At 69.0% G+C, this 24,383-nt stretch carries 23 protein-coding genes; 18 read left to right on the top strand and 5 right to left on the bottom strand.

Going from position 1 to position 24,383, the window contains the following annotated elements:
- Positions 1-430: 430 nt before the first annotated feature.
- A complete protein-coding gene (tyrS, locus tag DER72_RS11085) occupies positions 431-1,639 on the bottom strand; it encodes a tyrosine--tRNA ligase (RefSeq protein ID WP_110070051.1) in 1,209 nt (402 codons plus the stop codon).
- A 115-nt stretch (positions 1,640-1,754) separates the two neighbouring features.
- Here tyrS and DER72_RS11080 point away from each other — a divergent pair, with 115 nt between their 5' ends.
- Positions 1,755-2,894, top strand: a complete 1,140-nt coding sequence (locus DER72_RS11080; protein WP_110070050.1) for an anhydro-N-acetylmuramic acid kinase — start codon at positions 1,755-1,757, stop codon at positions 2,892-2,894.
- A gap of 32 nt (positions 2,895-2,926) precedes the next feature.
- Here the strand turns inward: DER72_RS11080 and DER72_RS11075 are convergent, their stop codons facing one another.
- Positions 2,927-4,069: a PilT/PilU family type 4a pilus ATPase gene (locus DER72_RS11075; RefSeq protein WP_110070049.1), complete on the bottom strand. Its 1,143-nt coding sequence runs from the start codon at positions 4,067-4,069 to the stop codon at positions 2,927-2,929.
- A gap of 48 nt (positions 4,070-4,117) precedes the next feature.
- On the bottom strand, positions 4,118-5,152 hold the full coding sequence (locus DER72_RS11070) for a type IV pilus twitching motility protein PilT (protein ID WP_110070048.1): 1,035 nt from the start codon (positions 5,150-5,152) through the stop codon (positions 4,118-4,120).
- A gap of 66 nt (positions 5,153-5,218) precedes the next feature.
- Between DER72_RS11070 and DER72_RS11065 the strand changes: the two genes are divergently transcribed.
- From DER72_RS11065 to DER72_RS11040, 6 genes are all read left to right on the top strand, one after another.
- On the top strand, positions 5,219-5,938 hold the full coding sequence (locus tag DER72_RS11065; RefSeq protein ID WP_219983270.1) for a YggS family pyridoxal phosphate-dependent enzyme: 720 nt from the start codon (positions 5,219-5,221) through the stop codon (positions 5,936-5,938).
- Positions 5,939-6,008: 70 nt separating this feature from the next.
- Positions 6,009-6,833, top strand: a complete 825-nt coding sequence (gene proC / locus DER72_RS11060) for a pyrroline-5-carboxylate reductase (RefSeq protein ID WP_110070046.1) — start codon at positions 6,009-6,011, stop codon at positions 6,831-6,833.
- 62 nt (positions 6,834-6,895) lie between these two features.
- Positions 6,896-7,477 carry a YggT family protein gene (locus tag DER72_RS11055; protein ID WP_110070045.1) on the top strand — a complete coding sequence of 194 codons (582 nt, stop codon included), beginning with the start codon at positions 6,896-6,898 and terminating at the stop codon, positions 7,475-7,477.
- A gap of 46 nt (positions 7,478-7,523) precedes the next feature.
- A complete protein-coding gene (locus DER72_RS11050) occupies positions 7,524-8,681 on the top strand; it encodes a homoserine O-acetyltransferase (RefSeq protein WP_110070044.1) in 1,158 nt (385 codons plus the stop codon).
- The gene (gene metW, locus DER72_RS11045; protein ID WP_110070055.1) at positions 8,681-9,280 is read left to right on the top strand and encodes a methionine biosynthesis protein MetW; all 600 of its coding nucleotides are present in this window, start codon (positions 8,681-8,683) and stop codon (positions 9,278-9,280) included. Before DER72_RS11050 ends, metW begins: the two co-directional genes overlap by 1 nt.
- A gap of 26 nt (positions 9,281-9,306) precedes the next feature.
- Positions 9,307-9,762: a DUF4426 domain-containing protein gene (locus DER72_RS11040; RefSeq protein WP_110070043.1), complete on the top strand. Its 456-nt coding sequence runs from the start codon at positions 9,307-9,309 to the stop codon at positions 9,760-9,762.
- Positions 9,763-9,799: 37 nt separating this feature from the next.
- Here DER72_RS11040 and sfsA read toward each other — a convergent pair whose 3' ends face one another.
- Positions 9,800-10,558, bottom strand: coding sequence for a DNA/RNA nuclease SfsA (gene sfsA, locus DER72_RS11035; protein WP_110070042.1), 759 nt, complete (start codon positions 10,556-10,558; stop codon positions 9,800-9,802).
- Positions 10,559-10,567: 9 nt separating this feature from the next.
- Entirely contained in the window at positions 10,568-11,725 is a 1,158-nt protein-coding gene (locus DER72_RS11030) for a pyridoxal phosphate-dependent aminotransferase (protein ID WP_110070041.1), read from the bottom strand.
- A 236-nt stretch (positions 11,726-11,961) separates the two neighbouring features.
- Here DER72_RS11030 and dksA point away from each other — a divergent pair, with 236 nt between their 5' ends.
- The 11 genes from dksA (at position 11,962) to DER72_RS10980 (ending at position 24,272) form a co-directional block, all read left to right on the top strand.
- Entirely contained in the window at positions 11,962-12,399 is a 438-nt protein-coding gene (gene dksA, locus DER72_RS11025; RefSeq protein ID WP_110070040.1) for an RNA polymerase-binding protein DksA, read from the top strand.
- A gap of 84 nt (positions 12,400-12,483) precedes the next feature.
- Positions 12,484-13,380: a tRNA glutamyl-Q(34) synthetase GluQRS gene (gene gluQRS, locus DER72_RS11020; protein ID WP_110070039.1), complete on the top strand. Its 897-nt coding sequence runs from the start codon at positions 12,484-12,486 to the stop codon at positions 13,378-13,380.
- A 9-nt stretch (positions 13,381-13,389) separates the two neighbouring features.
- On the top strand, positions 13,390-13,566 hold the full coding sequence (locus DER72_RS16185) for a hypothetical protein (RefSeq protein WP_181395657.1): 177 nt from the start codon (positions 13,390-13,392) through the stop codon (positions 13,564-13,566).
- Positions 13,556-16,495, top strand: coding sequence for an ATP-binding protein (locus DER72_RS11015; RefSeq protein WP_110070038.1), 2,940 nt, complete (start codon positions 13,556-13,558; stop codon positions 16,493-16,495). Before DER72_RS16185 ends, DER72_RS11015 begins: the two co-directional genes overlap by 11 nt.
- Positions 16,492-17,892 (top strand): sigma-54 dependent transcriptional regulator, encoded by a 1,401-nt coding sequence (locus DER72_RS11010; protein ID WP_110070037.1) that lies wholly within the window; start codon positions 16,492-16,494, stop codon positions 17,890-17,892. Before DER72_RS11015 ends, DER72_RS11010 begins: the two co-directional genes overlap by 4 nt.
- An 893-nt stretch (positions 17,893-18,785) precedes the next feature.
- Complete coding sequence (gene pcnB / locus DER72_RS11005) at positions 18,786-20,195, top strand: polynucleotide adenylyltransferase PcnB (RefSeq protein ID WP_110070036.1); 1,410 nt, start codon at positions 18,786-18,788, stop codon at positions 20,193-20,195.
- Positions 20,192-20,686 carry a 2-amino-4-hydroxy-6-hydroxymethyldihydropteridine diphosphokinase gene (gene folK, locus DER72_RS11000; protein WP_110070035.1) on the top strand — a complete coding sequence of 165 codons (495 nt, stop codon included), beginning with the start codon at positions 20,192-20,194 and terminating at the stop codon, positions 20,684-20,686. The genes pcnB and folK overlap by 4 nt, the downstream gene beginning before the upstream one ends.
- Positions 20,687-20,820: 134 nt before the next feature.
- Positions 20,821-21,612, top strand: a complete 792-nt coding sequence (panB, locus tag DER72_RS10995; RefSeq protein WP_110070034.1) for a 3-methyl-2-oxobutanoate hydroxymethyltransferase — start codon at positions 20,821-20,823, stop codon at positions 21,610-21,612.
- Positions 21,613-21,626: 14 nt separating this feature from the next.
- Entirely contained in the window at positions 21,627-22,475 is an 849-nt protein-coding gene (gene panC, locus DER72_RS10990) for a pantoate--beta-alanine ligase (RefSeq protein ID WP_110070033.1), read from the top strand.
- Positions 22,476-22,503: 28 nt separating this feature from the next.
- Positions 22,504-22,884, top strand: coding sequence for an aspartate 1-decarboxylase (panD, locus tag DER72_RS10985; protein ID WP_110070032.1), 381 nt, complete (start codon positions 22,504-22,506; stop codon positions 22,882-22,884).
- A 212-nt stretch (positions 22,885-23,096) separates the two neighbouring features.
- On the top strand, positions 23,097-24,272 hold the full coding sequence (locus DER72_RS10980) for an acetyl-CoA C-acetyltransferase (RefSeq protein WP_110070031.1): 1,176 nt from the start codon (positions 23,097-23,099) through the stop codon (positions 24,270-24,272).
- The last annotated feature ends 111 nt before the right edge of the window (positions 24,273-24,383 follow it).

Genomic DNA, 24,383 nt, shown 5'->3' with positions numbered 1-24,383 from the left:
CCGTCCGATCTCCGCTGACAACCCGCCTCATCTTGCCGAGGCGTTGCGAATAGAGCCCTTAGCGAGCCCTGCAGAACAAGTGGCGCGCATTCTAGCGAATCCGCGGTGAGTGTCAAGCAAGAAGATTTTCGAAATCTCTCAAAAACCCCAAGCAGAACAACCACTTCTACCACCTATTACCGCCTGCAACCTTGCTGGTCACCGGCAGCGGATGCGTACTTTACGGCTTCCTCCGGCCCGGGGCAAGCCCTCTCTGTAAAAAAATTTCAGGATAATGGCAGAGCGGTGAATCCAACGGACCAGCGCGTCGGTCCAAACCATCCACAGCGCCGCGGCGAAAGGGGCTGTGGATAGATGGACGATCAGCGACCGGAAACGGCTGCGCCCGCACTTGGGCGGGCGCAGCGTCCACTGGCCTGGGCCAGCCGGTTCATGTCCGACTCTTGAGCGTCACCCGGGCGTAGCGTTTCTTGCCCGCTTGGATCACATAGCTCTGGTCGGTCGCCAGCATATGATCCCGCTCGACCACCTCGCCATCCACCTTGACCCGGCCGTTGCCGAGCATGTCCTTGGCCTGGGCGCTGTTGTTGGCGAGGCCAGAGCGGTTGAGCACCGCCGCGATGGGCGCCTGCTCGCTACCCGCGAAGTCCACCTCCACCTCGGGCAGGTCCTCCGGCAGCTCGCCCTCAGCCAGCCGGTTACCCGCGGAGCGGTGCGCATTGGCCGCCACCTCCTCGCCGTGGTAGCGGGCGATCAGCTCGCGGGCCAGGATCATCTTGATGTCGCGAGGGTTGGCACCGCCCTCGACGTCACGCTTGAGCGACTCGATCTCATCGTTGGACTTGAGCGAGAGCAGCTCGAAGTAGCGCCAGATCAGGCTATCCGGCATGGAGACCAGCTTGTTGAACATGGCGCCCGGCGCCTCATCCACGCCGACGTAGTTCCCCAGTGACTTGGACATCTTCTGCACGCCGTCCAGCCCCTCCAGCAGCGGCATGGTGATCACCACCTGAGGCGTCATGCCGAAGTGCTTCTGCACCTCGCGCCCCATCAGCAGGTTGAACTTCTGGTCGGTGCCGCCCATCTCGATGTCGGCCTCCAGCGCCACGGAGTCGTAGCCCTGCACCAGTGGATAGAGGAACTCGTGGATGGAGATCGGCTGCCCCGCCTTGTAGCGCTTATCGAAGTCGTCGCGCTCGAGCATGCGTGCCACGGTGCTCTGGGCCGCCAGCTCGATCATCTTGGCGGCGGTGAGCTCGCCGAACCACTCGGAGTTGAAGCGCACCTCGGTCTTTTCCGGGTCGAGGATCTTGAACACCTGCTCCTTGTAGGTCTGGGCGTTGGCGCGAACCTCCTCCTCGGTGAGCGGCTTGCGGGTGACGTTCTTGCCGGTGGGGTCGCCGATACGACCGGTAAAGTCGCCGATCAGGAAGATGATCTGGTGGCCGAGATCCTGGAACTGGCGCATCTTGGTCAGCAGTACGCTGTGCCCCAGATGAAGATCGGGGGCGGTGGGATCGAAGCCCGCCTTGATCCGCAGCTTGCGCCCGGACTCCAGCTTCTTGATCAGCTCCTCTTCCAGCAGGATCTCCTGGGTGCCTCGCTTGAGCAGCGCCAGTGCGCTAGCCACGTCGCTCATCGTCTCCTACTCCACGTGTACGGTTGCCGGACCCCGGCGGGGGCCATCGATTGGGCCAGGATGGTAGCATGAGTCGACGCCTTGCGGTGACGCCCCAACGACCCGAGAGAGTGCCATGCCCCTCTATATAGGCCTGATGTCCGGCACCAGTCTGGACGGCATCGACGCCGCCCTGGTGGAGATCGACGATACCTCAGCCAGCGGCCGCCCCCGCCTGCTGGCCTCCCACGCCGAGCCGATGCCCGCGGTACTGCGCGAATCACTGTGGGCGCTGTGCCACGCCGCGGGGGCAGATTTTGCCGACCTGGCGGCGGCGGAGGACGCCTTCTGCCGGCGCCAGGCTCAGGCCGTGGCCACGCTGCTGGCGGCGAGCGGTACGCCCCGCGAGGCGGTGGAGGCCATCGGCAGTCACGGCCAGACCATCGAGCACGCCCCGCAGGGGCACCCCGGCGGGCCCGCCTACACCCTGCAGCTCGACAACCCCAGCCTGCTGGCCGAGTTGACCGGGTGCTGCGTGGTGGCCGACTTCCGGCGCCGCGACCTGGCGGCCGGCGGCCAGGCGGCCCCCCTGGCGCCCGCCTTCCACGAGGCGCTGTTTCGCGCCCCCGGCGAGTGGCGCCTGGTGCTCAACCTGGGCGGCTTCGCCAACCTGACCCTGCTGCCACCGGCAGAGGACCCGAGGGCCCCGCTCGGTTTCGACTCGGGGCCGGCCAACGCCCTGCTCGACGCCTGGCACGCCCGCCATCGCGGCGGCGACTTCGATGCCGACGGCGCCTGGGCGGCCTCGGGGCGGGTAGACGCGGCGCTCCTGGGTCGGCTGCTGGCGGAGCCCTTCTTCCACCTGCCGCCGCCGCGCAGCACCGGGCGCGAGCTGTTTCATCTCGATTGGCTGGAGGGGCACCTGACGGGGGAGGAGCGCCCCGAGGACGTGCAGGCCACCCTGGCGGAGCTGACGGCACAGAGCGTGGCGCTGGCAGTGGCCATGGCGCGCGAGCGATTCGAGGCTCCCGATGCCGCGCGGCTGATCCCCTGTGGCGGCGGCGCCCACAACCGCGACCTGCTGGCCAGGCTCGCTCGCCACCTGCCCGGCGCGCGCCTTGCCGAAAGCGCGGCGTGGGGCTGGCCGGCCGACTGGCTGGAGGCCGGCGCCTTCGCCTGGCTGGCCTGGAGAAGGCTGCACGGCATGCCCGGCAACCTGCCCTCGGTCACCGGCGCCGCCGGCCCCCGGGTGCTGGGCGGTGTCTACGCCTCCTGAACCACGGCGCCAGGGGCAGCCGACGCGTCGGGTCAGAAGTCCTCGTCGCGCTTGAGCGAGAGCTGGCTCGCCGCCTCGCGAGCCTGGGCCAGCCCTTCGCTGCCGGCGTCAGCGTACTTGATCATCATGCGCAGGTCGTTGGCCGAGTCGGCGTGCACCAGCGCCACCTCCTCGGTGATCTTGCCCGCCCGGAAGAGGTCGTAGAGCGCCTGGTCGAAGGTCTGCATCCCCAGGTCCCGGGAGCGCGCCATCACGTTCTTGATCTCGTTGACCTCGCCCTTGCGCACTAGATCGCCGATCAGCGGTGACTTGAGCATGATCTCGATGGCCGGGCAGCGACCGCCATCCACCGTGGGCAGCAGCTGCTGGGCCACGATGGCGCGCAGGTTGAGCGAGAGGTCGAGCCAGATCTGCTCGTGCCGCTCGTGGGGGAAGAAGTGGATGATGCGATCAAGCGCCTGGTTGGCGTTGTTGGCGTGCAGGGTCGCCAGGCAGAGGTGGCCGGTCTCGGCGAAGGTCAGCGCATGCTCCATGGTCTCCCGGGTGCGGATCTCGCCGATCAGGATCACGTCGGGCGCCTGGAGCAGGGTGTTCTTCAGCGCCACCTCGAAGGAGTCGGTGTCGATGCCCACCTCGCGCTGGTTGATGATCGCCTTCTTGTGCGGATGCACGTACTCGATGGGATCCTCGACGCTGATGATATGACCGCCCAGGGTCTCGTTGCGCTGCTGGATCATCGAGGCCAGGGTGGTCGACTTGCCGGTACCGGTGCCGCCCACCACGAACACCAGGCCACGCTTGTTGTTGGCCAGCTCGCCCAGCACCGGCGGCAGCGACAGCTCCTCCAGGTGGGGGATCTCGAAGGCGATGCGCCGGATCACCATCGCCTTCTGGTTGCGCTGCTGGAAGGCGCTGACGCGAAAGCGCCCCTTGCCCCTAAGGCTGAGTGCGAAGTTGGCCTCGCGCTCCACCTGAAAGCGCGTCATCACCGTCTCCGGGATCGACGCGCTGACCAGCTCATCGACCTGGGCCACGGAGAGCCCCTGGTCGCCCAGGGGAGTCAGCTTGCCGGCCATCTTGAGGGTCGGCGGTGCATTCACCGAGATCAGCAGATCCGACGCCTCCTTCTGCACCATGATATCCAGCAGCTGGTAGAGCCACTCTTTCGCCGTCATGTCCCTGCTCCTCTTGCCGGTTGTTCCCTGCCGCGCGGCCGCCCACGGTCAGCTCGCCAGCACGCCCTTGGCCTTGGCCTGCGCCTCGTCGCGCGCCACCACGTTGTCCGCCACCAGCTTGGCCAGCGCGGCATCGAGGGTCTGCATGCCCAGGTTGCCGCCGGTCTGGATGGCCGAGTAGATCTGCGCCACCTTGTCCTCGCGGATCAGATTGCGCACCGCCGCGGTGGCGATCAGGATCTCGTGGGCCGCGACACGCCCGCCGCCCATCCGCTTGAGCAGAGTCTGGGAGACCACCGCCTGCAGCGATTCCGAGAGCATCGAGCGCACCATGGATTTCTCATCACCGGGGAAGACGTCGATGATACGGTCGATGGTCTTGGCCGCCGAGGTGGTGTGCAGGGTGCCAAACACCAGGTGGCCGGTCTCCGCCGCGGTCAGCGCCAGCCGAATGGTCTCCAGGTCACGCAGCTCGCCCACCAGGATCACGTCGGGGTCTTCGCGCAGGGCGCTGCGCAATGCCGGGGCGAAGCCGTGGGTGTCGCGGTGCACCTCACGCTGGTTGATCAGGCAGCGCTTGCTGCGGTGAACGAACTCCACCGGGTCCTCGATGGTGAGGATGTGCTCGTAGCGGTTATCGTTGATGTAGTCGATCATCGCCGCAAGCGTGGTGCTCTTGCCCGAGCCGGTGGGGCCGGTCACCAGCACCAGGCCGCGGGGCAGCATGGAGAGCTGACGGAAGACGGTGCCGAGGCCGAGGTCCTCCAGGGTCAGCACCTCGGAGGGAATGGTACGGAACACCGCGCCCGCGCCACGCGCCTGATTGAAGACGTTGACACGGAAGCGCGACACGCCGGGCACCTCGAAGGAGAAGTCGGTCTCGAAGAACTCCTCGTAGTCACGGCGCTGGCGGTCGGCCATGATGTCGTAGATCAGCTTGCGGACCTCGCGGTCCTCCATGGCTGGCACGTTCAGGCGGCGAATGTCGCCATCGACCCGGATCATCGGCGGCAGGCCCGCCGAAAGATGCAGGTCGGAGGCCTTCTGTTTTGCCGAGAACGCCAGCAGTTCGGTAATATCCATGTGTTTTCCCTTGCTCCCGAAGCCCTGGTGACATCTTGTAATGTTCAGTATGACAGAGCTTGCCTCATGACGGCCCCTCCTGCCTCCACCCCCCTCGCCGAATCGCTGGCCGCGGTGCGCCGGCGTCTCTCCACGGCCCTAGCGGATGCCGGCCGGCCGGCCGAGGGCGCGCAGCTGCTGGCGGTCAGCAAGACCAAACCGGCGGCGCTGATCCGCGAGGCCTGGCATCTCGGCCAGCGCGAGTTCGGCGAGAACTATGTCCAGGAGGCGCTGGCCAAGCAGGCCGCGCTGGCCGACCTCGACGGCATCGTCTGGCATTTCATCGGCCCGCTGCAGTCGAATAAGACCCGCGAGGTGGCCGAACACTTCACCTGGGTACACAGCGTAGACCGTGAGAAGATCGCCCGGCGCCTGAACGATCAACGCCCGGAGGGCATGCCGCCGCTCGAGGTCTGCCTGCAGGTCAATATCAGCAACGAGGCCACCAAGTCCGGTGTGAGCCTCACCGAGCTGCCGGCGCTGGCCGAGGCCGTGCTGGCGATGCCGCGCCTGCACCTGCGTGGCCTGATGGCGATCCCGGCCCCGGCCGAGACCCCCGAGGCCCAGCGCGCGCCCTTCGCCCGCCTGCGCGAGGCCCTGGAGGCGCTGCGCCGCCGCTTCCCCGGGGCGCCGCTGGATACCCTCTCCATGGGCATGACCGACGACCTCGAGGCCGCCGTGGCGGAGGGCGCCACCCTGGTGCGGGTAGGCACCGCCATCTTCGGGGAGCGCGAACCGCCCCGCTGAGCACCAACCGAACAACGTAGCCGCCGGATGCCCCACCGGCTCCATTCGACGAGCGATACAGGACACCCCCATGCCCACCAGAGTCACCTTCATCGGCGCCGGCAACATGGCCAGCGCCATCATCGGCGGCATGATCGACAGCGGCTTCTCGCCCTCCGCGATCACCGCCACCTCCCCGAGCGACGCCTTCCTGGCCCCGGTGCACGAGCGCTACGGCATTCACACCAACACCGACAACGTCGCCGCGGTCGCCCAGGCCGATGTGGTGGTACTGGCGGTGAAGCCACAGATCATGAAGGAGGTCTGCGAGGGGCTGGCCGGCGTGGTGCAGCGCCAACGCCCGCTGATCATCTCGGTGGCCGCCGGCCTCGACGCCGCCACCCTGGAGGCCTGGCTGGGCGGCGACCTGCCGCTGGTCCGCTGCATGCCCAACACTCCGGCCCTGGTGGGCGCCGGCGCCTCCGGCCTCTGTGCCAACGCCCGCGTCAGCGACGAGCAGCGGGCCCTGGCCACCGAGCTGATGGAAGCCGTGGGCCTGGTGGAGTGGGTCGAGGAGGAGCACCTGCTCGACGCCGTCACCGCCGTCTCCGGCAGTGGCCCGGCCTACTTCTTCCTGATGTTCGAGGCCATGGAAGAGGCCGGCGTCAAGCTGGGCCTGCCTGCCGACACGGCCCGCCGCCTGGCCATGCAGACCGCGCTGGGCGCCGCGAAGATGGCCATGGCCAGCGACAAGTCCCCCGCGGAGCTCAAACGCAACGTGATGTCGCCGGGCGGCACCACCGAACGCGCCATCGAGCACCTCGAGGCGGCCGAGCTGCGCCGCATCCTCGCCGAGGCCATGGACGCCTGCGCCGCACGCGCCCGTGAGATGGCCACCGAGCTCGGCGGCCGCTAGTTCCAGGATCAGTTACACGGGGCCGCCGGGCGGCGGCCTGCCCACGACATGGAGGAACCCTCATGGGAAATGCCGGCCTGCTGCTGGTCAACACCCTGGTCAACCTGTACATCTTCCTGCTGATGCTGCGCTTCCTGCTGCAGGCGTCACAGGCCGACTACTACAACCCCATCAGCCAGTCGGTGGTGAAGATCACTCAACCGGCGGTGCGCCCCTTCCAGGGCTTCCTGGGCCCGGTGCTGGGGCGCTTCGACCTGGCCACCCTGGCCGCCGGCTTCGTGATCAAGGCGGTGAGCATCGTGATGATCCTGCAGATGGCCGGCTTCGGCATGGCGCCGGTCGCCGCCGTGGCCATCGGCGCGGTGGCGGCGCTGGCCAACGCCATCCTCAAGATCTACTTCTTCGCGCTGATCGCCATGATCATCCTCAGCTGGGTCGCCCCCAACGCCAGCCATCCCGGGGCGCTGCTGGTGATGCAGCTGGTGGAGCCGATCATGGCGCCGCTGCGCAAGGTGATCCCGCCGCTCGGCATGATCGATCTGTCGCCCATCGTGGCGTTCATCGCCATCAGCCTGATCGATGGTATCGTGGTGGGTTCACTGACCCGCGCTGCCGGCGTGGCCGGCGCCCTGGTCGGGCTCTGAGGCCCGCCCTCAGCGCCCACCGCAACGACTGGACACGGAACGACTGATGCCCGAGTTTCCTGGTGACTCGGTCGGCCTGGTGACGCCCCAGACGGCGCACTTCGACGACCCCCTGGCCCTGGCCTGCGGCAGGACGCTGCCGGCCTATGACCTCGTCTACGAGACCTATGGCACCCTCAACGCCGAACGCTCCAACGCGGTGCTGATCTGCCACGCGCTCTCCGGCCACCACCATGCGGCCGGCTACCACCGCGACGACGAACGCAAGCCGGGCTGGTGGGACGCCCATATCGGCCCCGGCAAGTCCATCGACACCAACCGCTTCTTCGTGGTCTCGCTCAACAACCTGGGGGGCTGCCACGGCAGCACCGGCCCCAGCTGCGAGAACCCCGAGAGCGGCCGGCTGTGGGGGCCGGAGTTTCCCATGATGACGGTGGGCGACTGGGTGAACAGCCAGGCGCGGCTGGCCGATCGCCTGGAGATAGAGCGCTTCGCCGCGGTGATCGGCGGCAGCCTCGGCGGCATGCAGGCGCTGCAGTGGACGCTGGCCTACCCGGAGCGGGTCGCCAGTGCCGCAGTGATCGCCGCCACCCCCAAGCTATCGGCGCAGAACATCGCCTTCAATGAGGTCGCCCGCCAGGCGATCCGCTCGGATCCGGACTTCCACGACGGCTGGTACACCGAGCACGGCACCGTGCCGCGCCGCGGCCTCAAGCTGGCCCGCATGGTGGGGCACATCACCTACCTCTCCGAGGACGCCATGGGCAGCAAGTTCGGGCGCGACCTGCGCACCGACGACCTCAACTTCGGCTTCGACGTGGAGTTCCAGGTGGAGTCCTACCTGCGCTATCAGGGCGACACCTTCTCCACCTCCTTCGATGCCAACACCTACCTGCTGATGACCAAGGCGCTGGACTACTTCGACCCGGCCGCGGCCCACGGCGGCGACCTGGCCCGGGCGCTGGCCCCCGCCACCTGCCCCTTCCTGGTGGTCAGCTTCACCACCGACTGGCGCTTCCCGCCCTCGCGCTCCCGGGAACTGGTCAACGCCCTGGTGCGCGCCGGCAAGCCGGTCAGCTACGCCAACATCGACTCGACCCACGGCCACGACGCCTTCCTGATGCCGGAACCCCGCTATCAGGCGGTGTTCGCCGCCTTCATGGACCGCGTGGCCGGCGACCTCGGCCTGGAGACGCGCGCATGATGAACCGCCCCGACTTCAAGCTGATCCACGACTGGGTGCCCCCGAACGCCCGCATCCTCGACCTGGCCTGCGGCGATGGCAGCCTGCTGGCGGCCCTGGCGCGCGACAAGAACGTCACCGGCTACGGCCTGGAGATCGACCCGGACGGCATCACCGCCTGCATCGCCCGCGGCGTCAACGTCATCGAGCAGAACCTCGACGAGGGGCTCGCCAACTTCGATGACGACGCCTGCGACCTGGTGATCATGACCCAGGCCCTGCAGGCGCTGCGCCGCCCCGACCGCATGCTCGACGAGATGCTGCGGGTGGCCAGCGAGGCGATCATCACCTTCCCCAACTTCGCCTACTGGCGCCATCGCGTGCACTTGGGGATCCGCGGCTACATGCCGGTCTCCAAGTCGCTGCCCCACGCCTGGTACGACACCCCCAACATCCACCTCTCGACCTTCAACGACTTTGAACAACTCTGCCGCGACAAGGGTCTGATCATCGTCGACCGGGCGGTGGGCATCGGCGACCACGAGGGACACTGGACCTCGCGGCTGTGGCCCAACCTGTTCGGCGAAATCGCGATCTTCCGGGTCACCCGACGCGCCTGACCCGGCAACGGCAAAGAGGGTTCACGATGAGGCAAGGCGTCCTGAAGGGCCTGCTCGCCGCCGGCCTGATGCTGCTGGCCGGCACCGCCGCCGCCCAGCAGTACGAGCAGGTCGGCAACTATCAGGTCCACTACAGCGCGGTGAACACCAGCTTCCTGCCCGAGGAAGTCGCCCGCGAGCACAATATCCAGCGCAGCCAGGTGATGGCGCTGCTCAACGTCAGCGTGCTCGAGGAGCGCGAGGACGGCACCACCCGCGCCCTGCCGGTCTCGGTGAACGGGACGGTCGGGGGACTCGCCAGCGGCGACGCCCGCACCCCGCTGAGCTTTCGCACCCTGCGCAGCGGCGACGCCCCCTCCCAGATAGCGGTATTCCGCATCCACGACGACGAGGCGATGCGCTTCGACCTGGAGGTCCTCCACGACCGCAACGCCGAGCCGGCCCAGGTCAGCTTCATCCAGCGCTTCTACATCGACCGGTGAACCCCCACCGGCCGGGCAAGGCCTGCCCGGCCGGCGCTCAACCGGTGAAGCGTCGCTCGAGAGCCACCGGCAGCGGCGCCCCGAGGCGAATCGCCACCGGCGAATCACCTAGCCGCACCACCTCGCAGCGCTGCGCCAGCACTTCAACGCCGCGCGCCGCCGCCGTGCGCAGGGTCGCCGCATAGGCAGGGTCCAGGTGGGCCGCCGGCGCCACGTCCTCGATGCCCTCGTGGGCCACGCAGAACAGCAGCACCGCGCGCTGGCCGCGCTCGGCCAGCGCCGCCAGCACCTCCAGATGCTTGCGGCCCCGCTCGCTCACCGCGTCGGGGAAGTAGCCGTGGCCGTCGGCTTCCTTCAGGGTGACCTGCTTGACCTCCACGAAGGCGCTACCGCGCGCGGGGTCATCCAGGCGGAAGTCGAGCCGCGCCGAAAGCCCCTTCTCCAGCACCACCTTCGCCTCGCGCTTCAGGTCGGCGTAGCCGGTGAGCCCGGGCACCCGGCCCTCGCGCAGGGCCTCCTCGACGATGCGGTTGGCCCGCCCGGTCTGCACCGAGGCGGCGGCCAGGGTGCCATCAGGCTGGGGCAGCTCGATCAGCTCCCAGGTCCAGGCCAGCTTGCGCGCTGGATTGTCGCTGGGCGAGAGCCACACCCGGCAGCCCGGCACGTTCACGGCCCGCATGGAGCCGGTATTGGGGCAGTGGGCGGTGACCTCGCGGCCGTCGTCGAGGCGCACGTCGGCGAGGAAGCGCTTGTAGCGCCGCAGCAGCGTGCCCGGCACCAGCTCGGGGTAATCCATGCGCGCCCCCTACTGCCGGGCCAGGAAGCGTGCGAGGCGCGCCACCGCCTCCTCCAGCCGCGCGACGCCGGTGGTGAAGGCGATGCGCACGTGATGCTCGCCGCCTGCGAGGGCGAAGTCGACCCCCGGCGTGATCGCCACGTTCTCCTCCTCCAGCAGGCGCCGGCAGAAGGCCTGGCTGTCGTCGCTGTAGCGGGAGATATCGAGCCACAGGTAGAAGGCCCCCTGGGGCGGCAGCGAAGGCGCAAGCCCCAGGGGCGCCAGGGCCGCCAGCAGGGCGTCGCGTCGACGTGACAGCTCGTGGCGACGGGCCTCCAGGAGCTCTCGGCACTCGGGCGTGAAGGCTGCCAGGGCGGCGTGCTGGGCCGGGGTGGGGGCGGCCAGGAAGACGTTCTGGGCCAGCCGGGTGAGCGGTTCCACCGCGACCTCGGGTGCCAGCAGCCAGCCCAGGCGCCAGCCGGTCATGCCGAAGTACTTGGAGAAGCTATTGACCACGAAGGCGTCCGCGGTGATCGCGGCCACTGAGAGCGGCGCGAGGTCATAGCAGAGCCCCTGGTAGATCTCATCCACCAGCAGGTGGCCGCCCCTCGCCGCCACCGTCGCGGCAACGGCCGCCAGATGCGCCTCGTCGAGCATATGGCCGGTAGGGTTCGAGGGGGTGGCCAGCATCGCCAGCCGGGTGGTGTCGCGCCAGTGGGCCTCGATAAGGCCAGCATCCAGCTGCCAGCCGCTGGCCGGCCCCACCGGTACGGCGTCCACCTCGGCGCCGGCCAGGGCCATGAAGTGGCGGTTGCAGGGGTAGTTGGGGTCGGCCATCAGCACGCGGTCGCCGGGGCCGGCGAGCAGCTGGCTGGCCAGCAGCAGCGCCCCGGAGGCGCCGGGGGTCACCAGGATCCGTCGGGGGTCCACCTCGGCACCGAAGTGCGAATAGTGGCCGGCGATCGCCTCGCGCAGCGCCGGCAGCCCCGCCGCCGGCGTATAGCGGGTATGGCCCGCGGCCAGGGCCGCCTGGCCGGCTGCCACCACCGGCGCCGGGGTGGGAAAGTCGGGCTCGCCCACCTCCAGGTGGATGACGTCGTGGCCGGCCGCCTCGCGGGCCTGGGCGGTTTCCAGCAGGCTCATCACCCGGAAGGGGGCAACCTGGTCGATGCGTGCATTCCACGCCATGGCGGGCTCCTGTGGTAGACGACCGACGCCCGGGAGCCTTGCTCCCGCGGCGTGGTCAGAGTGTCATATGACTGAGGGTCCCTAGTGTAGCGACTTTGGTGGCAAGGCCGCAGCCAGCGGGGAGAGCGAGGTTGCAAAGCCCCGATATTTGGGCTAAACAAGCATCCCTTTGGCGTGAGATACCTTGCATCGCGGCGGGTATTGATCAGCAGTCACTCAAGTAACGAGGCAGTCCCATGCCAGTAGCCGACAAGAAAACGGAAGCGCCCAAGAAATTCACCCCCTACGAGCCGGCGGCGGGTGAAGAGTACATGAACGAGAAGCAGCTGGAGCACTTCCGACAGATCCTGCTGGGCTGGAAGCAGGAGCTCATGGAAGAGGTGGACCGCACCGTGCGTCACCTGCAGGAAGAGGCGAACAACTACGCCGACCCGGCCGACCGCGCCACCCAGGAGGAGGGCTTCAGCCTGGAGCTGCGCACCCGGGATCGCGAGCGCAAGCTGCTCAAGAAGATCAACGAGACCCTCGACAAGATCGACGAGGATGACTACGGCTTCTGCGAGGCCTGCGGCGTCGAGATCGGCATCCGCCGCCTCGAGGCTCGCCCCACGGCCACCCTGTGCGTTGACTGCAAGACGCTGGCCGAGCTCAAGGAAAAGCAGCTGGGCGGCTGATCCAGGCATGCCGATGGCCTGCATGAACCCTCGCAACGGGCACCCCTGGGTGCCCGTTCGCGCGTCTGATGGCGGGAGCCGCCCATGAGCCATTACCGCGGCCGCTTCGCCCCGACCCCGTCGGGCCCGCTGCACTTCGGTTCGCTGGTGGCCGCCCTGGCCAGCTTCCTGGATGCCCGCCGCGCCGGCGGCGAGTGGTGGCTGCGCATCGAGGACATCGACCCGCCGCGCTGCCCGCCGGGTGCCGCCGACGAGATCCAGCGCCAGCTCACGGCCTTCGGCCTGCACTGGGACGGCCCGGTGCTCTGGCAGCACGACCGTGACGACGCCTACCAGGCCGCCCTCGACCGCCTGATCACCCTCGGCCTGGCCTACCCCTGCAGCTGCTCGCGCAAGCAGTGGCGCGAGCAGGCGGTCTACCCCGGCTGGTGCCGGGAGGGCGTGCGCGAGCCCGGCAGGCCAGTGGCCTGGCGGCTGCGCAGCGACCTGGGCCTACGTCCGGTGGTCTGGCAGGACCGCCTCTTCGGCGAGCAGCGCTTCGATCCGACCGAGCTCGGCGACGTGGTGCTCAAGCGCAAGGATGGCCTCTGGGCCTACCAGCTCGCCGTGGTGGTGGACGACGCCGAGCAGGGGATCAGCGACGTGGTGCGCGGCTTCGACCTGCTCGACAATACCCCCTGGCAGCGACAGCTGCAGCACGCCCTGGACTACCCCGCGCCGCGCTACCTGCACCTACCGCTGATCATCGGCGAGGGGGGCCAGAAGCTCTCCAAGCAGAACCTGGCCCCGGCCCTGCCCACCGCTGACGATGCGGTGCGCCCCCTGCTGCATGCCGCCCTCGTGGCCCTGGACCAGGCCCCGCCCGCCGTGCTCCGCGAGGCGCCCGTGGTGGAGCAGCTCGCCTGGGCCATCGCCCACTGGCAGGTCTCCCGCATCCGCCCCGAGCCACACCGAACGCGCGATGCGCTCCGGTCCGGCTGAGAGGCACCCATGTACGTCTATCGCATCCTGCTGTTCCTGGTGCTCGGTGGCTACCTGCTCTCGCCGCTGATGATGAGCGGCTGGGCCAGCCCCGGCGTGGCCTGGTATCGCCCCTTCCTCATCTGGGGGGTGCTGATCGCGCTGACCCTGTGGCTGGAGCAAAAGAGGAAGCTCGATGAACGCTAGCCTGGCCGGGATGTTCGCCCTGGGCACCGGCTTCCTGCTGGTGCTCTTCCTCTGTGCCCTGGCAGTGGAGCGCGGGCTGATCGGCACGCGCATCACCCGTCACCCGCTGGTCTACACCCTGGCGCTCGGGGTCTACGCCAGCGCCTGGGCCATCTACGGCAGCCTGGAGCTCGCCTCCACCTCCGGCTATGGCTACCTGGCCTACTACCTGGGGGTGGCCGGAGCCTTCCTGCTCGCCCCGGTGCTGCTGGTGCCGATCCAGCGCATGACCCGCACCTACCAGCTCGCCTCGCTCTCCGACCTGTTCGCCTTCCGCTTCCGCTCGCGCTGGGTCGGTACCCTGATCACCCTGATCAGCCTGCTGGCGGTGCTGCCACTGCTGGCCCTGCAGGTGCAGACCATGGGCGATGCCATCTTCCTGATGACCGGTGCCGCCTCGCCGTCGCTGCTGGCGCTGGCCTTCTGCACCATGATCGCGCTGTTCGCCATGCTGTTCGGCGCCCGCCAGGGCCGCGTGAATGGCCACCATGACAGCCTGCTGGCGGTGATCGCCCTCTCCTCGCTGGTCAAGCTGGTCGCCATGCTGGGCCTCGGCGCCTTCTCGCTGTTCGTGGTCTTCGACGGCCCCGCCGACCTGCAGACCTGGCTCGACGGCCCCGGCCAGGCCTTCCAGGCCGACGTGATACAGCCCGACCCCGCCCACTGGCGCACCCTGCTGCTGCTCTTCTTCGCCGCGGCCCTGCTGATGCCGCACATCTTCCACATCACCTTTACCGAGACCCACTCCCGCCACACCCTGCTCCAGGCCAGCTGGGCGCTGCCGCTCTTCCTGCTGCTGATGGCGCTGCCGGTGCCGCTGATCCTGTGGGCGGGACAGCGTCTCGGCGCCGGCGATCTCCTGCCCTCCGCCTATCTGGCCTTCGGGCTGTCGGAGTCGCTGTGGATCCAGTCGCTGGCCTTCATCGCGGGGCTTGCCGCCACCAGCGCTACCATGGTGCTGATCGCCCTGGCCCTGGCCGGCATGATCCTCAACCACGTGCTGCTGGTGGCCCACCCCCCCGAGGCCCAGCTGAACCTCTACCGCTGGCTGCTATGGCTGCGCCGCGCCCTGGTGGGCGCCGTGGTGCTGGGCGGCTGGCTCTTCTACCGCACCGTGGGGGTGCATCACGACCTCACCACTCTGGCGCTGGCCGCCTTCGTCGGCATGGCCCAGTGCCTGCCGGGGCTGCTGGCCCTGCTCTACTGGCCCGGCGCCAACCGCAAGGGCATGGTCTCGGGGCTGGTGGTGGGCCTGCTGGTATGGCTGCTCGGCCTGTGGGGGCCGCTGCTCACCGGCCTGCCCGCGCTGGTGGTCATTCCTCCCGGCCTCGAGGCCCTGGCCAGCGAGCCGGAGTGGTACGTGATCACCCTGGTCTCCCTGGCCAGCAACGCCCTGGTCTTCATCCTCGTCTCCCTGGCCACCCCCACCTCCGAGGGGGAGCGGGCGGCGGCCGAGGCCTGCTCGGTGGACGCGGTGATCCGCCCCAAGCGCCTGCCGCTGGACGCCGCCAACGGCGAGGAGTTCAAGGCCTGCCTGGCTCGTGCCCTGGGCGATGAGGTCGCCCGCCGCGAAGTCGACCGGGCACTCGACGACCTGGGGCTCTCCCCCCTGGACGGTCGCCCCTACGCCCTGCGCCGGCTGCGCGACCGCCTACAGGCCAACCTCTCCGGCCTGATGGGCCCCTCCGTGGCCCAGGACATCGTCGACCGCTACCTGCCCTATCGCCAGGGCAGCACCGGCGCCACCGAGGACATCCACTATGTGGAGAGCCGCCTGGAGGCCTACCGTTCGCGGCTCACCGGCCTGGCCAGGGAGCTCGACGGCCTGCGCCGCTACCACCGCCGCACCCTGACCCGCCTGCCGGTGGGGCTCTGCGCCTTCGGCGAGGACGGCGAGCTGCTGATGTGGAACGACGCCCTGGCCACCCTCAGCGGCATCGACGGCGCCAGCGTGATCGGCGCCCGCCGCGACAGCCTGCCGGCCCCCTGGGGGGAACTGCTCGGCCGCATCCTGGCCGAGTCGCACAGCCACCTCTACAAGCAGCCGGTCACCCTCGAGGGCGGCATCCGCTACCTCAGCCTGCACAAGGCCGAGCTCGCCGGCGACGACAACGAGCCCGGCGGCATGGTAGTGCTGGTGGAGGACCACAGCGAGATGAAGTGGCTGGAGGACGAGCTGGTCCACGCCGCCCGCCTCGCCTCCATCGGCCAGTTGGCCGCCGGGATAGCCCACGAGATCGGCAACCCCATCACCGGCATCTCCTCGCTGGCCCAGAACCTGCGCTACGATACCGAGGACCCCGAGGTCCTCGAGACCGCCGGGCAGATCCAGCAGCTCACCGACCGCGTCTCGCGGATCGTCTCCTCGCTGGTCGGCTTCGCCCACGGGGGGCGCCACCTGGGCGAACAGGCCTTTGCCCCGGTCTCCCTAGCCGAGGTCGTCGACGAGGCCATCCACTTGATCCACCTCGCCCGCTCAGACGACGATGTGCTCTTCGAGAACCACTGCCCCGCCGAGCCCTGCATCCAGGGCGACGCCCAGCGGCTGCTGCAGGTGATGGTCAACCTGCTCAGCAACGCCCGCGACGCCAGCGGCCCCGGCGACCGGGTCGTCATCGAGGCGGCTCCCGAGGGGGCTGGGCTGAGGCTGACCGTCACCGACGAGGGCCACGGCATCGACGAACGGATGCGCGACCACCTCTTCGAGCCCTTCACCACCACCAAGCCGCCCGGCCAGGGCACGGGGCTGGGCCTGCCGCTGGTCTACAGCATCGTCGCCGAGCATCACGGCCAGATCGAGATCGAGTCCCCACCGGCGGGGGGCGAACGCGGCACCCGCATCAGCCTCTGGCTGCCGCTGAACCCACAGGAGGGTGAGACACCGCGATGAGCCGGATCCTGATCGTAGAAGACGAAGCCATCATCCGCAGCGCCCTGCGCCGCCTGCTGGAGCGCCACGACTACCGGGTCGAGGAGGCCGGCTCGGTGGACGAGGCCACGGCCCTGGACCCGCAGCGCTTCGACCTGGTGATCAGCGACCTGCGCCTGCCCGGCGAGCCGGGCACCGCGCTGATCCATCGCGCCGCCCCGGTGCCGGTGCTGATCATGACCAGCTACGCCAGCATGCGCTCGGCGGTGGATGCCCTGAAGCAGGGGGCGGTGGACTACGTGGCCAAGCCCTTCGACCACGACGAGCTGCTCGAGACGGTGGCCCGGGTGCTGCACCTGCAGGCCTCGCGGCGCGCCGAGCCGCCGGACATCACCGAGCCCAGCGGCCATGCCCAGCCGATGATCGGCAACTGTCCCGCCATGCAGCTGGTCTACTCACGCATCCGCAAGACCGCGCCCGCCGATGTCACCGTGCTGATCCAGGGCGAGTCCGGCACCGGCAAGGAGCTGGTGGCCCGCGCCCTGCATCAGCAGAGCAAACGCGCCCAGGCGCCGCTGATCTGCGTGAACTGCGCCGCGATCCCCGAAACGCTGATCGAGTCGGAGCTGTTCGGCCATGAGAAGGGCGCCTTCACCGGCGCCAGCGCCTCGCGCACCGGCCTGATCGAGGCCGCCGACGGCGGCACCCTCTTCCTCGACGAGATCGGCGAGCTGCCGCTGGACGCCCAGGCCCGGCTGCTGCGGGTGCTACAGGAGGGCGAGATCCGCAAGATCGGCTCGGTGGAGACCCGCCACGTGGATGTGCGCCTGATCGCCGCCACCCACCGCGACCTGCGCGCCCTGTCGAAGACCGGCGAGTTTCGACTCGACCTCTACTATCGCCTCAACGTGATGCAGATCGACCTGCCGCCGCTGCGCGACCGCGAGGAGGATGTGCTGCTGATCGCCGATGCCCTGCTGGAGAAAGCATGTCGCCGCCATGACCGCGAGGGCCTGCGCCTCTCCCGCGCCGCACGCCGCGAGATCCACGACTACCCCTGGCCCGGCAACGTCCGCGAGCTGGAGAACGCCCTGGAGCGCGGGGTGATCCTCGCCGAGGGCCACCTGATCCACCCGGACGACCTGGGGCTCTCCCCGCCCAACGCCGCGTCCCCCGCACCGCGCAAGCCCCTTGCTCACGAGCCCGCCAAGGCCTCCGCCGGCCCCGACGACGAGGGCGGCGGCGAGGACGACCTCTCCCTCGAGGACTATTTCCAGCACTTCGTGTTGGAGCACCAGGACCAGATGAGCGAGACGGAGCTGGCCCAGAAGCTCGGCATCAGCCGCAAGTCCCTGTGGGAGCGGCGCCAGCGCCTCGGCATCCCGCGCAAGAAGAGCCCGCGCCGCAAGAGCGACTGAGCGCCCTGTCACCTCAGGCGCCACCCTGCGACCATCGTCTATGCGACCAACGATACGGCGCCCGCGGCCAAGGCCGCGGGCGCCGTCGCAGGGGGCCTGACACCCCATCCTGCGCCATTTGTTACCGTCCCACACAGCCGGTGCCCCACGATGGAGCCCAAGGGGTAACACTTTCCCGCCCCGGCCGCAGAAGCCAGCAGGCACCACCCTCCTAGACCGCTGATAGATAAGGCATAAAATTCAGATGGCACGCGACCTGCTATATACCTTGGCAAGAAAAACAAGTTCCGGAGTCACCGGCTGCCCCAACAAGAACAACGCTGCAGCCCAGAGTGACGAGGCCCGCACCGCCAACAACAATTTCCGCGGGCCAGTGCTGCAAGGCACGATTAGCCAACAAGAACAACAGGTAACGTGCCCGTCCCCTCGCTTGCCAACAACAACAAGCCCCGCGAGGCACCGGAAACTCAGGACGCGACGCATCAATACGGCCAACAACAAGAACAATCGCCGTCGAAGATGCACCCCCGGCAACAACACCAACAAGCTGGGGGGAGGCAGGTCAGCTGCCGTCGTGGTTGGATTATTGTTTTGAATACGAGGCGGTTACCACCAGGAGCGCCAACAAGGACAACAACACAGCTAGCCTGTTCTTCTCCTTGGTGACTGTGGTGCGTATTCAAGGCGATGTGCCATCACGAAGAAGAACCAGCAGCAGGACGCTGCAAGACCACTTGAGGGGGAGGCCAACCGGTCTCCCCCTTCTACTTTCACTGCCTGCCAGCCTCCCCGCGCCCTGCTCCGGCCGGGGCTGCGCTATGCAAGCTCCCGGGGGTCGGCTACACTCAAGCCCTTTCGCACCCTTTTTCCGCCCCGCGAGTCGATATCGACGCATGTTCAAAGGATTTACCCGTTTCCTGCAGAGTCCGGGCGAACGCCTGAAGTCACTCTTCGGCCCCGACAGCGCCGCCGCCGGCACGCCCGAGCTGCGCATCATTCCCCGCCAGGAGCACCCGGTATCGCGCCAGCACTTCAGCGATGCCGCCCTCAAGGTGCTCTACCGGCTCCACAATGCCGGCTACCAGGCCTACCTGGTGGGCGGCTGCATCCGCGACTCCCTGCTCGGCCGCATGCCCAAGGACTTCGACGTGGCCACCGACGCCACGCCGGAAGAGGTCAAGGCGCTGTTCCGTAACTCCCGGATCATCGGCCGGCGCTTTCGCATCGTGCACGTGCGCTTCGGTCGCGAGGTGATCGAGGTCACCACCTTCCGCGGCAAGCCCGGCGACGATCACGGCGACCATATCGCCCAGCAGTCCGACGAGGGGCTGCTGCTGCGCGACAACGTCTGGGGCAATATCCAGGAGGATGCCCTGCGCCGCGATTTCACCATCAATGCGCTCTACTACAGCATTGCCGACTTCTCGATCCACGATTTCGCTAATGGCGTGCGCGACATCGAGGCGCGCACCCTGCGCCTGATCGGCGATCCCGCCACCCGCTACCGTGAGGACCCGGTACGCATGCTGCGGGCGGTGCGCTTCGCGGCCAAGCTCGACTTCCACCTGGCGCCCAGCACCGAGGCGCCGATCCACGAACTGGCGCCGCTGCTGCTGCAGATTCCGCCGGCCCGGCTGTTCGACGAGACCCTCAAGCTCTTCATGTCCGGGCATGGCGTGGCGACCTTCCGGCTGCTGCGCCACTACGGGCTTTTCGAGATGCTCTTCCCGGCGGCCGCGGAGGCCATGGACGTCCTGCCCTGGGCCGAGCCCCTGGTGGAGGCCGCACTCGCCAGCACCGACCGGCGCATCGCCGAGGAGCGCCCGGTCACCCCGGCGTTCCTGTTCGCCGCCCTGCTCTGGGCGCCGGTGGTGCAGCGCCAGGCCGAGCAGGAGGCCAGGGGCCTGCCGCCGATCCCCGCGCTGCAGGCGGCCTCCCAGCAGGTGGTCTCGCGCCAGCTGCAACACATCTCGATCCCCAAGCGCTTCAGTCTGCCCATGCGCGACATCTGGGACCTCCAGCAGCGCCTGCCGCTGCGCCGTGGCCGCCGCGTCTTCCAGACCCGCGAGCACCCGCGCTTCCGCGCCGCCTACGACCTGCTGCTGCTGCGCGAGGCCGCCGGCGAGATCGAGCCCGGCCTCGGCGACTGGTGGACCGCCTTCCAGCAGGCGGACGAGCATGAGCAGCGGCGCCTGCTCGACAAGGCGGGCGCCAACCCCGCCGGCAGCGGCGCCCCGCGCAAGCGCAAGCGTCGCCGTCGCGGCCCGCGCGGCGGAAACGGCGGCGACAGCGGCAACGCATGAGCCCCCACCGCGCCTGGATCGGCCTGGGCAGCAACCTGGACGATCCGCACCGGCACGTCGCGCAGGCCCTCGCGGAGCTCGACCGCCTGCCGCTGACCCGCCGCCTTGCCGCTTCCCGCCTCTATGCCAGCCGGCCGCTCGGCCCTCAGGACCAGCCCGACTTCATCAACGCCGTGGCGCTGCTGGAGACGCGTCTCTCACCGCTGGCGCTGCTCGATCAGCTGCAGGCGCTGGAGCAGCGACATCGCCGGGTCCGTACGCGCCGCTGGGGGCCCCGCACCCTGGACTTGGATCTGCTACTGTTTGATGACAGCGTGCTGGCCCTGCCGCGCCTCGTCGTGCCCCATCCCGAACTGAGGCAGCGCGCCTTCGTGGTGATGCCGCTGCTGGAACTCGCGCCTCAGCTCGTGCTGCCGAATGGCGAGCGCCTGGCGGCAGCGGCCGACGCCCTGACGGCCGAAGGGCTGGCACCGCTGCTACCGCCGACCTGATCTCGCCGAGGAAGTGTTACCTATCGACACGCCCTGGCGGTTCGGGTAACAATCGCAGGTTACTTTCAGCACGGTTACCGGCAGGAGACGCTCTCACCTTGCGCCCCCTGCTGCCACAACGATGAGAGCACGCCATGAAAACCGTCACCCTGAGCACGCTGCAGGCCTTCAAGCGCGCCGGTGAGTCATTCAGCTGCCTGACCGCCTACGACGCCTCCTTTGCCAGGGCCGCCAGCGACGCCGGCATCGAGGTGCTGCTGGTCGGCGACTCCTTAGGGATGGTCCTGCAGGGGCACGCCAGCACCCTGCCGGTGACGCTCGAGGAGATCTGCTACCACACCCGCTGCGTGGCCCGCGGCAAGGGCGCGAGCCTGCTGATGGTCGACCTGCCCTTCATGGGCAATGCTAGCACCGAGCGCCTGCTGGAGAATGCCGGCGAGCTGATGCGTGCCGGCGCCGAGCTGGTCAAGGTCGAGGGCGAGGCGTGGATGGCCGAGGGCATCCGCGAGCTGACCCGCCGCGGCGTGCCGGTATGCGCCCACCTGGGCCTCACCCCGCAGACGGTCTACCAGCTGGGCGGCTACAAGGTGCAGGGCCGCGAGGCCGAGCGTGCCACCCAGATCCTCGAGGACGCCCGCATCCTGGTCGAGGCCGGCGCCTCGGTCATCCTGCTGGAGTGCGTGCCGGCGAGCCTCGGTCGCGCCATCACCGAGGCGCTCGACGTCCCGGTGATCGGCATCGGCGCCGGTCCCGACACCGACGGCCAGATACTGGTGATGCACGACATGCTCGACGTCACCGCCGGCCGCAAGCCACGCTTCGTCAAGAACTTCATGGCCGAGGCCGAGGATATCCAGGGCGCCTTCCGGCGCTACCACGAGGACGTCAAGGCACGCCGCTTCCCCGCCGAGGAACACTGCTTCTAGCTCCGGAGCCCACAATGCGCACCCTCAGAGAGATTCCCGCCCTGCGCGAGGCGCTGGGCGACGTTCGCCGTCGCGGAGAGCGCATCGCCCTGGTGCCCACCATGGGCAATCTGCACGACGGCCACCTGGCGCTGGTCGCCGCGGCCCGCGAGCGTGCCGACGTGGTGATCGCCACGATCTTCGTCAACCCCATGCAGTTCGGCCCGAACGAGGACCTCGACGCCTACCCGCGCACCCTCGAGGCGGATCAGGCGGGGCTCGAGGCGGCCGGCTGCGACCTGCTGTTCGCCCCGGAGGTGAGCACGGTCTACCCGCGCCCCCTGGAGGCGCAGACCCGCATCGCGGTCCCCGAGGTCACCGAGGGGCTGTGCGGTGGCTCGCGCCCCGGCCATTTCGACGGCGTCACCACCATCGTCGGCATGCTCTTCAACCTGGTGCAGCCCGACTTCGCCTGCTTCGGCGAGAAGGACTACCAGCAGCTGGCCGTGATCCGCCGCATGGTGGCCGACCTGCACTTCCCCATCGAGATCGTCGGCGTGCCCATCGTGCGCGCCGAGGACGGCCTCGCGCTCTCTTCGCGCAACGGCTACCTGAGCGCCGAGCAGCGCGCGGTGGCCCCACGGCTCTACCAGACCCTGGGCGAGCTGCGCGAGGCCCTGGAGGCCGGCGAGGCGACCGGGCCGACCCTGGCGCGCGGGTATGCCCGCCTGCAGCAGGCCGGCTTCGTGCCGGACTACCTCGAGCTGCGTGCCGCCGACCTGGGCCCCGTCACGCCCACCACCCGCGAGGCCGTGCTGCTGGCAGCCGCCCGGCTCGGCGCCACGCGCCTGATCGACAACCTGACCCTGACCCTGCCGCGCTGAGGCAGCCTACCCGGAGGACCCCACGTCCATGTTCACCATCATGCTCAAGGCCAAGCTGCACATGGCCCGCGTTACCCACGCCGTGCTCAACTACGAGGGCTCCTGCGCCATCGACGGCGAGCTCCTCGACATGTCCGGCATCCGCGAGAATGAGCAGATCCAGATCTACAACGTCGAGAACGGGCAGCGCTTCACCACCTACGCCATTCGCGCCGAGGAGGGCTCCCGGGTGATCTCCATCAACGGCGCCGCCGCCCACCTGGCCGGCCCCGGCGATCGCGTGATCATCTGCAGCTACGCCCACTACAGCGAGGCGGAGCTCGAGAACCACCAGCCGGCGCTGGTCTACCTGCAGGAAGGCAACACGGTCAGCCATACCAGCCACGCCATCCCGGTACAGATGGCCTGATCTCGCCCGCGGGCCGCGGCCGGCGACTACGCCGGCCGCCTCGACACCATTCACCGACGTGCCCCCTCCTCGCTACGCGCTTTCTCCCCCTGCGCCCATGGAAGCATTGCCGCGGCGCACAAGAGTCACCTATGCTGGACTGACCCGGCCCTGCCCCGTTGCTGAGCGGCACGGCCGCAAGCCCGTCGTCTACCATTCAGGAGAACTCTCCCATGCAAGAAGTGGTGATCGTTGCCGCACGTCGTACCGCCATCGGCGCCTTTGGCGGCTCCCTGGCCGGCATTCCCGCCAGCGACTTGGGCGCCCTGGTGATCAAGGACCTGCTCGCCACCACCGGCGTGTCCGGCGACCAGGTGGACGAGGTGCTGATGGGCCAGGTGCTCACCGCAGGTGTCGGCCAAAACCCCGCCCGCCAGGCCGCTATCAAGGCCGGCCTGCCCGATGCCGTGCCCGCCATGACCATCAACAAGGTGTGCGGCTCCGGCCTCAAGGCGCTGCACCTCGCCGCCCAGGCGATCCGCTGCGGCGACGCCGAGCTGATCATCGCCGGCGGCCAGGAGAACATGTCCGCCTCGCCCCACGTGCTGCCCAACTCGCGCAACGGCCAGCGCATGGGTGACTGGAAGGCCGTGGACACCATGGTCCATGACGGCCTGTGGGACGCCTTCAACAACTACCACATGGGCATCACCGCCGAGAACCTGGCGGAGAAGTACGGCATCACCCGCGAGGCGATGGACGAGTTCGCCGCCGCCTCCCAGCAGAAGGCCGCCGCCGCCATCAAGGAAGGCCGCTTCAAGGGCCAGATCGTCCCGGTGGAGATCCCCCAGCGCAAGGGCGACCCGGTGGTGTTCGACACCGATGAGAACCCCCGCGAGGTGAGCGCCGAGAAGCTCAGCGGCATGCGTCCCGCCTTCAAGAAGGACGGCACCATCACCGCCGGCAACGCCTCCTCCATCAACGACGGCGCCGCCGCGGTGATGCTCTGCTCCGCCGAGAAGGCCAAGGCGCTGGGCCTTACGCCCCTGGCGCGCATCACCGCCTACTCCAACGCCGGCGTCGACCCGGCCATCATGGGCATCGGCCCGGCCCCGGCCACCCGTCGCTGCTTGGAGAAGGCCGGCTGGAGCCTGGACGACCTCGACCTGATCGAGGCCAACGAGGCCTTCGCCGCCCAGGCCCTCTCCGTCAACAAGGAGCTCGGCTGGGACGTCAGCAAGGTCAACGTCAACGGCGGTGCCATCGCGCTGGGCCACCCGATCGGCGCCTCCGGCTGCCGCGTGCTGGTGACCCTGCTGCACGAGATGATCGCCCGCGATGCCAAGAAGGGCCTCGCCACCCTCTGCATCGGCGGTGGGCAGGGGGTGGCGCTCGCCATCGAGCGCTAAGAGCGCCAAGCGCCAAGCGCCAAGCGCCAAGCGCCAAGCGCCAAGCGCCAAGCGCCAGACAGCATGCCCCGGGATTGATGCCCGGGGCATGTTTTTTCGGGTAACAAACAG

Source organism: Halomonas sp. A11-A (assembly GCF_003182195.1).
Taxonomy (GTDB): Bacteria; Pseudomonadota; Gammaproteobacteria; order Pseudomonadales; family Halomonadaceae; genus Halomonas; species Halomonas alkalicola.
This window is presented reverse-complemented; position numbering and strand designations above follow the sequence as displayed.